Here is a 12,986-nt window from a genome sequence, read left to right as displayed (position 1 = left end):
GTGGGGTGCGGGTGGGGTCGACGTGCGGGGGCGGGAGGAACCACACTCGTCCCCCGGTCCCGGCCCCGTTCGCGGTCCCGTGTCGGGGTCGGTCGATGCGGATGTCCCACCCGTTGTCGTGGATACGGTGGTGGCAGGTCTCACACAGCAGCACCCCGTTGGACAGGTCGGTGGGCCCGTGGTCGCGTTTCCACCAGCGGATGTGGTGCGCTTTCGTCATCTCGGGCGGGAGCCCGCACATCGCGCACCCGCCGTCGCGTTCGGCCAGGGCGAGTCGTTGTGCGCGGGTGAACAGGCGTTTCTCCCGCCCCCAGTCGAGCACTTCACTGTCCGCCCCGAGGACGCAGGGGATGATCCCTCCGCCGGCGGCCATCCGCCTCGCCGCCCCGACACTGACCGGCTGGTCGAGACCGTCGATGGCCGCCGATCCCACCCCCGATTCCAGGTCCGAGAGGTTCATCCGGACGATCACCGTGGCCCCGGCGACCGGGACCCGCGTCTGGCAGCCGAGGACGTGCGCGCAGAACACCGCGAGCGCGTCGGCCTGGATCATCGGGACCGTTCGCCGGTCCGCGTCGGGGGCATCCGCGTCGGGGGCATCGATGCGGGCGGCGAACGCGGCGGTCACGAACCCGCGGATCGCGGTCACCACAGGGGCGGCGGTCTCGGCGTCGAGGACCGCGTTCAGGTGCACCATCCCGTCCCGCTCGAACAGGGTCAACGCCCGCTTCCCCCGCCACTCCTCTTCTTTCGGTTCCACCCCGTCGGGGTCCAACCACGCTTCCGCCCGCACCACGAGCTTTCGCACATCATCGAGCGCGAGCCCCTGTGCTTTCTCGACCAGCACCCGCTCGCCCTGGGCGACACGCTCCGCCCCGGCCGTCACCCGGCACCGGTCCAGGACCGTGATGATCATCGCCGCGGCCGGCGCACCGAGCACCCCCGAGTCGAGCGCGGCCCGCACCAACGGATACCTCGCCGGAAGCGGCGCCCCCAGAAGGTCCGCGCGCGGCGCCGTCGCCTCCCCCACCTTCACCAGACGGGCCGCGGCGCCCGTCGAGCGTCCCGTGGTCGCGGCGATCAACGTCGCCGGAGTGCGGAACCCCTGCTGCTTCGCCAGGCTCTCCGCCCCGAGCTCCGGCCGCGACTCATGCGCGATCCGCGCGGCGACCTCGACATGCACCGCATCCAACCGCCGCTGCAGCACCCCCATCGCCTCGTGCAACCCGGTCAAAATGGACATGCTCCATCCTAACCTGGTAACACGCTACCTTCGAAGCTATCTCCGCATCACATCCCAGAATTCCGCACAAAACCGCGACACCACGCCCGCGACCCCTCCTCCACAGATCCCGCCATCCTCGAAGCTATCCACGAATAACGTAAAAGGCGCAACAGGCGTAACGGATCACGCAGAAGCCCCGCCGACAACCCCGCTACTTCACGCTCCCCTGCGTCAGCCCACCGACGAGCCACTTCTGCAGGAAGAGCGCCAGCAGATAGATGGGGATCAACCCCGACAGACTCGCGGCCGCCATCTGCCCGAACATCACCTCACGGCCACCCTGCATCAGGGCGATGCCGACCGGGAGCGTCTGCGAATCGACGCTCTGCGTAAGCAGCAGCGGGATCAGGAAGTCGTTGTACGCGAGGATGAACACGATGATCGAGACCGCGACGATCCCCGGCGCGGTGAGCGGCAGGATCACCGCCCACAGCGTGCGGAGCGGTCCGCATCCGTCGATCTGCGCCGCCTCGTCGATCTCGAACGGGATCGCGCGGAAGAAGCCGTCCAGCAGCCAGACGGCGACCGGCGTGAGCAGCAGCCCCTCGACGATCCCGAGCCCGAGAACCGAGTCCATCAACCCCGCCGTGCGCACCAGCACGAAGAGCGGGATGATCGCGACGACCGGCGGGGCGACGTAGGCGGAGACGATCAGTCCGAGCGTCTGCTTTCCGCCGGCGCGCAGCCGGGCCATCGCATAGTTCGCGGGGATCGACACGAGGAGCGACACCAGCACGGCGATGATCGCCGCACCGAACGAATTGCGCAGGTATGTGAGGATCGGCCAGTTCTCGAACGCCGCGGTCCAGTTCTCGAAGGCGAGACGCGAGGGGAGGATGCGCGTCGACAGGATGTCGTCCGGACTCTTGAACGACATGCCGACCATGTACAGCACGGGGAGCAGCGCGAGCGTGATCGCGACGGCGATCACGACCCACTTCACCGCCGTGACCAGTGCGGACGGACGCCCGGGGCGCGACGTGCTCGACGTGCGCACCTTGGAGCGCCCTCGGCGACGGGCGGAGGGGACGATGAGCGTCTCGGTCGCGCTCTCCTCGAGGCGATCGGATGCGCGGAGCATGAGCGACATGGTCAACTCTCCTTGTGCAGGCGCTGCCGCACGGCGTTGAGCGGCAGGATGACGATGGTGACCAGGACGAGGAAGGCGATGGTCTGCGCGGCCGCCGCCCCCACATCGAAGGTCTGCAGACCGGTGCGGTAGATCTCGTAGCTGCTGACGGTGGTGTCGAAGCCCGGCCCGCCGCTGGTCATGATGAACACGAGGTCGAAGACCTTGAACGAGACGACGAGCTTCAGCAGGAGGACCGTGATCAGGCTCGGCAGCACCAGCGGGAGGGTGATGCGCCAGAAGGTCTGCCACACTCCGGCGCCGTCGACCTGCGAGGCCTCGTACACCTCGGTGGGCAATGTCTGCAGCGCGGCGAACACCAGCAGGACGCAGAACGGCGTCCACTGCCAGGCGTCGACCGTGATCACCGAGATCATCGCGGCGGGGCTCGACCCGAGGAACAGGAACGGCTCGGAGCCCGGATCGAGCGATTGCCCGATGTTGTTGAGCAGCCCGCCCGTGGGGGCCAGCATGAGCTTCCAGATGACTCCGGCCATGACCGGCGGTGTCATCAGCGGGAGCAGGAGCAGCACCCGGATGATGCGCCCGCCCTTGACGGCCGCATCGAGCGAGAGCGCGACCGCCAACCCTGCGATCAGCGCGATGAGCGCCGACGGGATGGCGAAGAGGAGCGACCTGCCGAGGGACGGGAGGGTGATCCCGTCCCCCAGCAGCGCCGCGAAGTTGTCGAACCCGACCCATTCCGAGAACGGACGTCCCAGCGACGATTCCGAGAAGGAGGCGGCGATGATGTAGCCGAGCGGGTAGATCGCGATGATGACGATCGCGATGACGGCAGGGGCGAGCAGGGCGCGCCCCGTCCACGACGCACGTCGGGAGACGCGTCGGTGGGTGACGGGCTGCGACATGAGCGGTCCTTTCGGGTTCGACGAGCGGATCAGCCGGCCAGGGACTGCCAGGAGTCCCAGGTCTGCTGCATCGCCTGTTCGGCGGTCAGGCTCCCCTGGAGCATGAGCGCGAGGTTGTCGCTCAGCGACTGGATCATCTCCGGTGCCTGCGGCGACGTCGGCCAGGACTGCGCGTTCGGCAGCACCTGCGCGGCGACGGCCGACACCTCGGGAGCGAACTCGATGTACTCCGGGCTCTCCAGCGTCGACGTCCGGGTGGGATCCACTCCGGAGCCGGTCGTCGTGATCAGCTTCTCGTTGGTCTCCTTCGAGGAGGCGAAGGCCACGAAGTCCTTGGCGAGCTCCTCATCGCTGGCGTTGGGGCTGATCCCCATCGCCCATCCGGCGTTCAGCGCTCCGGAGATCTTGCCCTCCGGCCCGATGGGTAGCGGAGCCACACCCCAGCCGTCGACGATCTTCGACTGCTCGGGATCCTGCGCGAAGACACCGAGGTCGGTCCAGAACTCGATCATGCCGACGGACCCCGAGAGGAACTGCGGCAGCGCCTGCTCGAACCCGATCTCCAGCGGGCTGGGCAGGGCCGAGGGGGCGGCGTCGAGCATCGACTGCGCGGCCGCGACCGCATACTCGGTGTCGAGCTGCGGCATCTGGGGGTCGATCGGATCGGGCGACATCGTGGCGAGCCTGTTGAAGAACGTGGAGCCGATGTTGAACGCGCTCTTCGAGCCGAGCAGGGCGTTGCCGTACACGCCGTCCGCCTTCTCGGCATCGGTGATCTTCTTCGAGACCTCGATGTACTCGTCCCACGTGGTCGGCACCTCGACGCCGTTCCGCTCGAAGATCGCCTTGTTGTAGAAGAGCACGTGTGTGTCGCCGTCGATCGGCAGGCCGTAGGTGCCTCCCTCGTACTGCGAGTACGGACCGAAGATCGCCTCGATGAAGTCGGACGAGTCGATGTCTTCGTCGGACTCGACCCAGTCGGTGATGTCGGCGAGCGCGCCGGCGTCGGCGAGCGCGCCGACCGACGTGTACCAGTACTGGATGACGTCGTAGTTGTTCGTTCCGGACTGTGCGTCGAGGACCGCCTTGGTCTGGATCTGGTCGTAGGGCACGACCTCGACTTCGACTTCGACACCGGTCTCAGCTTCGAAATCGGCCTCGAGGATCTTGCCGGCCCCCTCCTGCGGAGCAGCGATCAGGACCTTGAGGGTCTTGTCACCACCGTCGCCGGAGGATCCGCCGGCATCGCCGGAGCAGCCCGCGAGCACGAGGCCCGCGACGGAAGCCAGGGCGATGACGGGCAGGGAGCGACGCGCGTAGCGCGCGAGGGATGAGGAGCGTCGTTGCACACTCATGGTGCTGTCCTTTCGATGTTTCTTCTTCGGGTGAGGGGGTGAAGCGGTCAGGATGCGGATTCGGGGTCCGGCGTCCAGGGGCGATCGACCTTGTCGCCATCGACCCAGGGGGTCTTCACGAAGACGGCTCGGAACGTCTCGTCGAACGGGTTGCGCACGAAATGCTCCTCATGCGGTTCGGCGCGGAGCACGTCACCGACCGAGACGACCCTGCAGGTGTCGCGATCGAGCCAGATCTCGGCGCGCCCTTCCAGCACCACGAAGGACTCCGTGTGGTGCTCGTGCAGGTGATTGCCGAACTCGTCGCCCGGCCGCAGCACGACCACGCCGAACGCGGCGTCGTCGCTCTGGGCGAGGTAGCCGGGCCCCCAGTCGCCGAACCGGAGAGAGGCATCGGCGGCGCGGAGCACGTCGGCACTCATGCGAGCACCCGCGTCTCGGTGGCCTCGCGGAACAGCTCGTACGCGTCGGCGGGAGCGGCGTCGTCGTGGACGACCGCGCGGACTGCGCGCATCATCGCCGCAGGATCCGCGCTCTGGAAGATGTTCCGCCCCATGTCGACGCCGGCAGCGCCCGCGCGGACCGCATTCGACGCCATCGTGAGGGCATCCAGCTCGGGGAGCTTCTTCCCCCCGGCCATGATCACCGGCACGGGGCAGCCCGCGACCACGTCTTCGAAACCCTCGTCGCAGTAATAGGTCTTGACGAGCTGGGCGCCGAGCTCCGCGATGATGCGGGTGGCGAGGCCCAGGTAGCGGGAGTCACGGACGAGCTCCTTGCCGACCGCCGTCACACCGAGCACGGGGATGCCGGCGGCGTAGCCCTCGTCGACGAGCGTCGTGAGGTTGCGGATGCTGCGGCTCTCGTGCTCACCGCCGACGAAGACCTGCACGGCCACGGCGTCGGCGTTGATGCGCACGGCATCCGCCATCGCCATCGCGGTGTATTCGTCGGAGAGGTCCTTGAGGATCGACGGTCCGCCCGAGGCGCGGAGCACGAGACCGGCGCGCGTGGCCGGCGGAACGGAGGTGCGCAGCGCACCGCGGGTGCACATCACGGCGTCCGCGTACTCGGCGAGCGGGGCGATGTTCAGGTCGATGCGCTCGAGGCCGGACGTCGGTCCCTGGAAGTATCCGTGGTCGAACGCCAGCATCACCGTGCGGCCGGTGTCGGGGTCGAGGATGCGGGAGAGGCGGTTCTGCATGCCCCAGTCGAGGTTCGCGGCCCCGCGGATGTTCTGCAAGAAGCGCACGGCCGGTGTCTCGGAGTGGAACTTCTTCGCTGCGGCGTTGCCTTCGAGGTCTGCCATGGTGTCTCCTTCTGGTGGTCGTCAGCCGGCGTGGCCGACGGGCGAGAGTCGGGTGGGGGAAAGGTCGTGGGGGCCGCGGGCGGCACCCGGTGGGGTGAAGAGCGGGAGCAGGTCGGGGCCTGAGATCGAGAGCATGTCGCGGTACACGCGGTGCCAGCGCTCGGTCACCGCGCGGTACTGCTCGTGCTCGCCGGGGTCGACGCGTTCGACGCGGTCGGGGTCGCCCATCGGCGGCAGGGCGGCGCCCACACCGCGCGCAGCCAGGCGGGCGGCGCCGTACGAGGTGGCCTCCGGCGCAGGGGTCACGCGGGTGTCGAGTCCGGTCACTCCGGCGATCACCCGCGGCCAGAGAGCGCCCGCGCTCGAGCCGCCGGTGAAGGTGACCGATCCTTCGGCGACCGCTCGGCCGCCGGTGAGGGAGGCGAGGATGTCGAGGTGCGCGCCGGCCACGATCGCGGCTGATTCCTCGATCGCGCGGACGAATGCTCCCCGTGACGAGCGGGCCGCGTCGTTGATGTCGAAGCCCACGAACGCGGGGGCCGCGTGATGCCAGGCGTCCGCCTGCATCACATTCGCCATGGTCGCGACGACACCGTTGGCGCCTGCCGGAACCGCCGCGGCCCATTCCTCCATGACGGTGAACGCGGACGTTCCGGCTGCGCGTCCGAGCTCGGCGGCATCCGGGCACATCGCATCGCGGAACCAGCGCATCGCGAGTCCCGAGAGGAAGCCGATCCCCTCGACCATCCAGGTACCCGGATCGACGTGGCAGAGCGTGCGCAGTCGCCGCTCGGGGTCGATCAGCGGTTCCGATGTGACGGCCGTGGTCTGCCAGAACGTGCCGGCGACGATCGTCGGCACGCCTTCGCGGGCGGCGATGCCATGGAGCGCGAGCTGGGTGTCGGCACCGCCGGTGACGACGGGTGTGCCCACCGGGAGTCCGGTGGCGGCTGCCGCGGCGGGTGTGACGACTCCGACGACTTCACCGCATTCGACCACGGGAGGGAGGATGCTGCGGTCCACGCCCACGAGTCCCGCGAGATCGTCCGACCAGTTCCTCGACCGCAGGTCGAACAGTGCCGAACTCGAACCGCTGGTCGGCTCGGTCACGAACTCGCCCGTCAGGCGCGTCGTGACCCAGTCGCTCAACATCCCGAAGTGGCGCGCCTGCGCGAAGAGGTCGGGCTCGTGGCGGGCGATCCACCGCAGGCGGGCCGGGGCCGTGATCGACACCCAGTCCCCCGCCGTGCGGTACACCTCGTCGGCGACGCCTTCGGCGACCAGTTCGTCGGCCTCCGCGCGTGCCCGACCGTCGGTGTTCGGGCAGGCCCAGAGCTCGCGGCCCGCGGCGTCGTAGAGGACGAATCCCTCCCGCATGCTCGACGCCGCCACGGCCGCGATGCGCCGCCCGCCGAGGTGCGCCACGACCTCCGAGACGGCGGCGGCGATGGCCTTCCATCCGCTCTCGGTGTCGAAGACCGTGCCGCCGGGGTGCCCCGGTACGGCGGTGTGCGTCCACTCGCGCGCTGCTCGGGTGACCAGTCGGCCCTCGATGTCGAAGGCGAGCGCTCGCGCCGATCCGGTACCGGCGTCGATGGCGAGGAAGACGTCCGTCATCGTTCCCATCGCAGGCTCCCATCCGTGAGGAAGCTCTCGACCTCGGCGGCGAGCATGTCGGCACCGCGGACGAGCGTCTCGTTCGTCGCGCCGGCCAGATGGGGCGTGAGGATGAGGTTCGGTTCCGCGACGAGCTCCCGCCACGGTCCATCGGGTTCGTTCACGTCGAGGGCGACGCCGGCGAGGTGGCCGCTGCGCAGCGCCTCGAGGAGCGCGTGCTCGTCGACGAGCGATTCCCGGGCGGTGTTGATGAGGAACGACCCCTCCGGCATGCGGGCGATCTGCGCGGCGCGGATCATGTGGCGGTTCTCGTCGGTGGCTCGCGCATGCACGCTGACGACGTCGCTCGCGGAGAGCAGCGCGTCGAGGTCGGAGACGATCGTGGCATCCGCCACCGAGGCCGGGTCGACGAAGGGGTCGTACGCGGTGATGGTCGCGCCGAGCGCCCGCGCCCGAGCCGCGACGAGGCGGGCGACGTTGCCGTACCCGATGAGCCCGAGACGCAGTCCCTTCACCTCGCGGCCGAACCAGCGGGCCCCCTCGAAGGTCGATTCGGCGAGCGGACGGCCGTCGGCGACCCGCTCGTCCACGTCGCGCAGCGACGCCGGCACGTTGCGCACGAGGGAGATCAGGAAGCCGATCGTGAGGTCGGCGACGGCATCCGCGTTCTTCCCCGGCGTCGTGGTCACTCGCACCCCGCGCTCGCGCGCCGCGTCGAGATCGACGTTGACGGGTCCGCCGCGTGCGCATCCGACGAGGCGCAGGTCGGGGAGCGCGGCCAGGACGTCGGCGGTCACGGGCGCCGCGTGGAAGGCGATGACGTCGTAGCCGCGGCCGAGGCTCGCGACCTCCGCCGGGTCCCCCTCGTACTCCCGGATGGAGGAGGTGTCCCACGTCGGCGTCGTGATCGTCATCGTCGTCGCGTCGACGGCGAGGCCCCGCTGCGCGAAGGCGCGGGTGAAGATCTCGGCGGTCATGTAGCTGTCGCCGATGACGAGGATGCGGTGGTCGGTCATGTGCAGGGCTCCCGGGGTTCGTGAGTGGGTGGGTCAGCGCAGAGCGGCGGGGTAACGACCGGAGGCGGTCTCGGTCGAGATGCCTCCCGCATCGAAACCGGTGTCGACGCTGACGCGGAGGCGATCGGTGCGCACGGAGGCGCGGGAGAAGTCGATGGGCTGGCCGCTCTGGTCGTAGGCGACGGCCTCGACGACGACGATCGGATGCCCCGGCTCGACCTCGAGCAGGCCCGCGAGCGCCCGATCGGCGGCGACGGCCTCGATCGTCCTGTGCATGCGGGCGATGCGGACGCCGGCGACGTTCCTGATCGCGGCGTAGAGACTCGCGCGGGGGTCGCGGAGGTCGGGCAGCACCCCGGCGAAGCGCGACGGCAGATAGTTGATCACGTGCACGGCGGTGCGCGAGCCCACGGCGCGCACGCGCTCCAGCACGAAGCCCGTGCCGTCGGAGGAGTCGCGTCCGACGACCGCTGCGGCCCACGAGGGAAGCGGCTCGATGCCGGCACGGAGGATCTCCGAGCTCAGGGCGCTGCGGCCGTCCTCGCTGTACTCGCCGAGAAGGCTCGGGGCCGAGGGGAGCGTCCAGGCCGACGGCCCCTGGGCTCGTTCCACGAAGGCGCCCTTGCCCTGCTGTCGGGAGATGATGCCGGCGCTCTCCAGCCGAGACAGCGCGTCGCGGATCGAGGTGCGCGAGGCCGAGAAGTGCTCCCTCAGCTCGTTCTCGCTGGGCAGGCGATCACCCGGTCCCCAGGTGCCCTGGGCGATCTCGGCTTCGATGGCGCGCATGATCTGGAACCAGATCGGAGCCGTCGACGTGCGGTCGAGCAGCGGCAGGCTGAGAGTGGACATTCCGGCCTCTTCGGTGAGCGGGTGCGGGAACATCTGCGTTCCCGAGCCGGACTCTCCTGTCCGGACATGTATCGATCATGGACCGATACTTGTATCCCCTGAAGAGACAAGTCAGGAAATTCTCCGACGCCTGCTCTGAACTCGGATTTATCTCAGCTGGTCAGGTATTTCCCGGAACAGCAAGTGACCTCGAAGGTCGATCCGACCCCGGAGCAACGCGGGGAGCGCCGCGGCGGCCGGTACAAGTGGAACCCCCGCGGGGCTTCAGAGCGACAGATGCACGCGCAGCGCCTCGTCGATCTCCCCCATCAACTCGGCCGGCACCCAGCCGAGCGGACGGACGATGCGCGCGGTCGAGATGGTCCGCACCTGCTCCGCGTGCGCCTTCGAATCACGATCCAGCCCGGTGGCGGCGGCGGGAAGCAGCACCTGGAACGGCAGCACGCGTGTGACGTTCGACGTCACCGGCACGACGGTGACCGTGGCCTGCGGGCGTCGCGCAGCGACCGCGTTCGCCGTGTTGTTGCTCACGAGCACGGCCGGTCGCGTCTTCCGCGCCTCGGACCCGACCGTGGGGTCGAACGAGACGAGGACGATCTGACCGCGACGAAGCAGGGAGACCGCGCTGTCGCTCACGCGGTGGCCAGGCCGTCGTCGGCCGCGGCATCCCACTCGTCGTCGTATCCCTCGGCGTAGGCCTCGGCATACGCGTCGGCGAGACGGCTCTCACGAAGAAGGCGAACCGCCGCGTGCACCACGGCCGAGCGCGAGGGGTACCCGCCTTCGAGGGCCTGGGCGTCGAGGAACGCCAGATCGCTCTCACTCAGACTGAGGCTGACCTTTGCGGTGGACATGCGGCAATACTACTTCGGTAGCACCGCTGGTACCACCCACTTCCTTGGAGCTTCCGAGCACCGCAGCGTCCTCGGCTGCACGCGAAGAGGCCCCGGATGCCAGAGCATCCGGGGCCTCTCCAGAGCCGTGCGTCAGCGCTTGCCGGCGATCTGGCGACCGACGAGATCGCGCATGATCTCGTTCGTGCCGCCGTAGATGCGGTGCACCCGAGCATCGGTGAAGGCGCGGGCGATCGGGTACTCCATGATGTAGCCGTAGCCACCGTGCAGCTGCACGCCCGTGTCGAGCACCTCCCACTCGCGCTCGGTAGCCCAGAACTTGACCTTCGCCGCGTCCTCGGCGGTGAGCGTGCTGTTCTTGTAGGCGAGCAGCGCGCGGTCGATGTACGCCCACATCGCATCGGTGGTCGCCGCCATGTCGGCGAGCCGGAAGCGGGTGTTCTGGAAGTCGGCGATGCGCTCGCCGAATGCCTCCCGGTCCTTCGTGTAGGCGACGGTCCAGTCCAGAGCGGCCTGCGCAGCTGCGGCCGCGGCAACGCCGATCGAAAGACGCTCGAGTGGCAGGTTCAGCATCAGCTGGATGAAGCCCTGCCCCTCCTTGCCGCTGATGAGGTTCTCGTCGGGGACGAACACGTCGGTGAAGCTGAGCTCGGCCGTATCCCAGCCATGGAAGCCCATCTTGCTGAGCTTCTTGCCCTGGTCGAAGCCCTCCATGCCCTTCTCTACGAGCAGCAGGCTGAAGGCGTCAGGACGATTGCCCTCACCGGTCTTGACGAAGGTCACGACGACGTCGGCTGTCGTGCCCGAGGAGATGAAGGTCTTCGCGCCGTTGAGGATGTAGCCACCGTCGACCTTCTTCGCGTTGGTCTTGATGCCGCGGAGGTCCGAACCCGCTCCCGGGTCGGTCATGGCGAGTGCGCCGAGCACTTCACCCGTGGCCATCCGGGGCAGCCACTTCTCCTTCTGCTCCTGCGTTCCCATGTGCACGAGGTACGGCACGGCCAGGTCGTCCTGGATGCCGAAGGCGCCTGCGAGCGAGCCGGCACCCGCGGCGATGACCTCCTCCATGACGACCGTGCGGAAGCGGTAGTCCTGCAGCATCCCGGCGCCGCCGAACTCCTCGGGGACCGACAGCCCGATCAGTCCTGCCTCGCCGGCAGCCAGCATGGTCGCCCGGTCGATCTCACCCGCGGCGTCCCACTTCTCGATCGCCTCACCTGTCACGTGGCGCTTGACGAAGTCCTTGACCAGGTCCCGGAATGCCTCGTGATCCTCGTCGTAGATGTCGCGTTCCATGCCGTCCTCCTGAACGTATCGTGCATCGTTGCTCCGGCGATTCTACGTGTCGGGCACTGCCGCGGACAGGACGTTGTGAGAATGCATCCCAAACTTCGTGACACTGGGTACCGCGGTTGTCGGATGCCGCAGATCGGGTCATTCCGCGGCTTTCCGCCCGGCCACGCGTCCAGACGCGACCGGTAGGCTCCGCGTATGCAAGAAGTGTGGCCGTACATCTCGGCGATGTGGACGACGCTCGCCCTCCTCGCGGGCGGATATGCGCGAACCCGCAATCGCTCCGCATTCATCTGGTTCCTGCTGACACTGTTCTTCGGCCCGATCGCCGTGTTCTTCCTCGTGATCATGGATCCCGCCCAGACGCAGCACGCCGCCGAGACTCCTCCGGTCACCGAGAGGCGTCCCGCCGGCTGACGGCATCACGGACCACCGACGAGCGCCGTCGTCAGTGCGCGTAATCGGGGGCGGCCGGGAGTCCGAAGAACTCCTCCAGCGTGTGGAATCCGCCGTCGTGGTACGCGGCGGCGAGGTCGATCCCGACGTAGCGGAGGTGCCACGGCTCGGGCGCGTAGCCGGTCACCGGCGTGCCCACCTGCTCGTACCGCACGATGAACCCGTACTCCCACGCGTGGGCCGCGACCCAGTCGCTCTGCGCGGTGCCGCCGAAACCGTCGAGACCGCCGCAGTTCGAGCCGCACGCGACGACGTCGAGGGCGAGCCCGGTCTGGTGTTCGCTGTGGCCGGGGCGCGCCGAGCCGGCATCCGCCTGCCCCTGACCCTGGGATCGCACGTGGGAGTCGTAGGTCGTGACCTGCAGCCCGTACGACCGGTAGCCGTTGTTGGCACCGATGCGCCCCACACCGGCTGCATCCGCCGCGTCGGCCATCTGCCCGACGGCGGCCGCGACATCGGTCCGCACCCGGCCCGATGGCGTCGTCATCTGCAGCGGCACGGAGTCGAGCGCCCCAGGCTCGTAGTCCGCAGGCTTCAGCGGGAGGCTCTTGTTCACGACGACCCAGACCCGCGCCGGATCGCGGAGCGAGATGCAGGGGGCGTTACCCGCCACCACGGCCTCGCGGAAAGCCGCTCCCCCACCGAAGCCCGCGACCGTGGCCGCGTCGTCACCGGCCTGGACGGCCTGCTGTACGGCGGGGTCAGAGCACGGGTCGGCGGCCGTCGTCGCTCCGACCTGCACGGTCGGCACCTGCATCACGGCGACCGGTTCCGGCATCGCGGCCGCTTCCGGCGACGCCGCCGGCACGGAGGCGATCGAGAGCAGCATCCCGAGCGCGGTCACGGCGACGCCGATCGGCAGTGCGGGTCCGCGGATCGGGGACCGCGGAGCCGCATGCTGAGCGTGCGGCGAGAAGGGCATTGGTCCATTCTCTCCCGCGCTGCGTGGATGGC

General features: G+C 69.1%; 14 protein-coding genes. 1 reads left to right on the top strand and 13 read right to left on the bottom strand.

Features of this window, described 5'->3' with window-relative positions; all coding sequences use genetic code 11:
- From CQ034_RS09245 to CQ034_RS09190, 12 genes are all read right to left on the bottom strand, one after another.
- The coding region (locus CQ034_RS09245) for an HNH endonuclease signature motif containing protein (protein WP_105710809.1) at nucleotides 1-1,243 on the bottom strand (1,243 nt) is incomplete at its 3' end.
- Between the two features lie 193 nt (nucleotides 1,244-1,436).
- Entirely contained in the window at nucleotides 1,437-2,375 is a 939-nt protein-coding gene (locus tag CQ034_RS09240) for a carbohydrate ABC transporter permease (protein WP_105710808.1), read from the bottom strand.
- A gap of 2 nt (nucleotides 2,376-2,377) precedes the next feature.
- Entirely contained in the window at nucleotides 2,378-3,283 is a 906-nt protein-coding gene (locus CQ034_RS09235; RefSeq protein ID WP_091032410.1) for a carbohydrate ABC transporter permease, read from the bottom strand.
- Nucleotides 3,284-3,312: 29 nt separating this feature from the next.
- Entirely contained in the window at nucleotides 3,313-4,638 is a 1,326-nt protein-coding gene (locus tag CQ034_RS09230) for an extracellular solute-binding protein (RefSeq protein WP_105710807.1), read from the bottom strand.
- A gap of 47 nt (nucleotides 4,639-4,685) precedes the next feature.
- Nucleotides 4,686-5,060, bottom strand: coding sequence for a cupin domain-containing protein (locus CQ034_RS09225; protein WP_105710806.1), 375 nt, complete (start codon nucleotides 5,058-5,060; stop codon nucleotides 4,686-4,688).
- Complete coding sequence (gene lsrF, locus CQ034_RS09220) at nucleotides 5,057-5,947, bottom strand: 3-hydroxy-5-phosphonooxypentane-2,4-dione thiolase (protein WP_105710805.1); 891 nt, start codon at nucleotides 5,945-5,947, stop codon at nucleotides 5,057-5,059. Before lsrF ends, CQ034_RS09225 begins: the two co-directional genes overlap by 4 nt.
- A 21-nt stretch (nucleotides 5,948-5,968) precedes the next feature.
- A complete protein-coding gene (locus tag CQ034_RS09215) occupies nucleotides 5,969-7,573 on the bottom strand; it encodes an FGGY family carbohydrate kinase (protein ID WP_105710804.1) in 1,605 nt (534 codons plus the stop codon).
- Nucleotides 7,561-8,580: an NAD(P)-dependent oxidoreductase gene (locus CQ034_RS09210; protein ID WP_105710803.1), complete on the bottom strand. Its 1,020-nt coding sequence runs from the start codon at nucleotides 8,578-8,580 to the stop codon at nucleotides 7,561-7,563. Before CQ034_RS09210 ends, CQ034_RS09215 begins: the two co-directional genes overlap by 13 nt.
- A 33-nt stretch (nucleotides 8,581-8,613) precedes the next feature.
- Nucleotides 8,614-9,429 carry a GntR family transcriptional regulator gene (locus tag CQ034_RS09205; protein WP_181156265.1) on the bottom strand — a complete coding sequence of 272 codons (816 nt, stop codon included), beginning with the start codon at nucleotides 9,427-9,429 and terminating at the stop codon, nucleotides 8,614-8,616.
- A gap of 264 nt (nucleotides 9,430-9,693) precedes the next feature.
- Nucleotides 9,694-10,065 (bottom strand): type II toxin-antitoxin system PemK/MazF family toxin, encoded by a 372-nt coding sequence (locus tag CQ034_RS09200; protein ID WP_105710801.1) that lies wholly within the window; start codon nucleotides 10,063-10,065, stop codon nucleotides 9,694-9,696.
- Complete coding sequence (locus CQ034_RS09195) at nucleotides 10,062-10,283, bottom strand: type II toxin-antitoxin system ParD family antitoxin (RefSeq protein ID WP_105710800.1); 222 nt, start codon at nucleotides 10,281-10,283, stop codon at nucleotides 10,062-10,064. Before CQ034_RS09195 ends, CQ034_RS09200 begins: the two co-directional genes overlap by 4 nt.
- 132 nt (nucleotides 10,284-10,415) lie before the next feature.
- Nucleotides 10,416-11,579, bottom strand: a complete 1,164-nt coding sequence (locus tag CQ034_RS09190; RefSeq protein ID WP_105710799.1) for an acyl-CoA dehydrogenase family protein — start codon at nucleotides 11,577-11,579, stop codon at nucleotides 10,416-10,418.
- Between the two features lie 195 nt (nucleotides 11,580-11,774).
- Between CQ034_RS09190 and CQ034_RS09185 the strand changes: the two genes are divergently transcribed.
- The gene (locus tag CQ034_RS09185; protein WP_105710798.1) at nucleotides 11,775-11,993 is read left to right on the top strand and encodes a hypothetical protein; all 219 of its coding nucleotides are present in this window, start codon (nucleotides 11,775-11,777) and stop codon (nucleotides 11,991-11,993) included.
- Nucleotides 11,994-12,024: 31 nt separating this feature from the next.
- On the opposite strand, the gene CQ034_RS09180 is transcribed toward CQ034_RS09185, so the two are convergent.
- Nucleotides 12,025-12,954: a M15 family metallopeptidase gene (locus CQ034_RS09180; RefSeq protein WP_105710797.1), complete on the bottom strand. Its 930-nt coding sequence runs from the start codon at nucleotides 12,952-12,954 to the stop codon at nucleotides 12,025-12,027.
- Nucleotides 12,955-12,986: the final 32 nt, after the last annotated feature.

The sequence above is a fragment of the Microbacterium sp. MYb45 genome (genome assembly GCF_002979655.1).
GTDB lineage: Bacteria > Actinomycetota > Actinomycetes > Actinomycetales > Microbacteriaceae > Microbacterium.
This window is presented reverse-complemented; position numbering and strand designations above follow the sequence as displayed.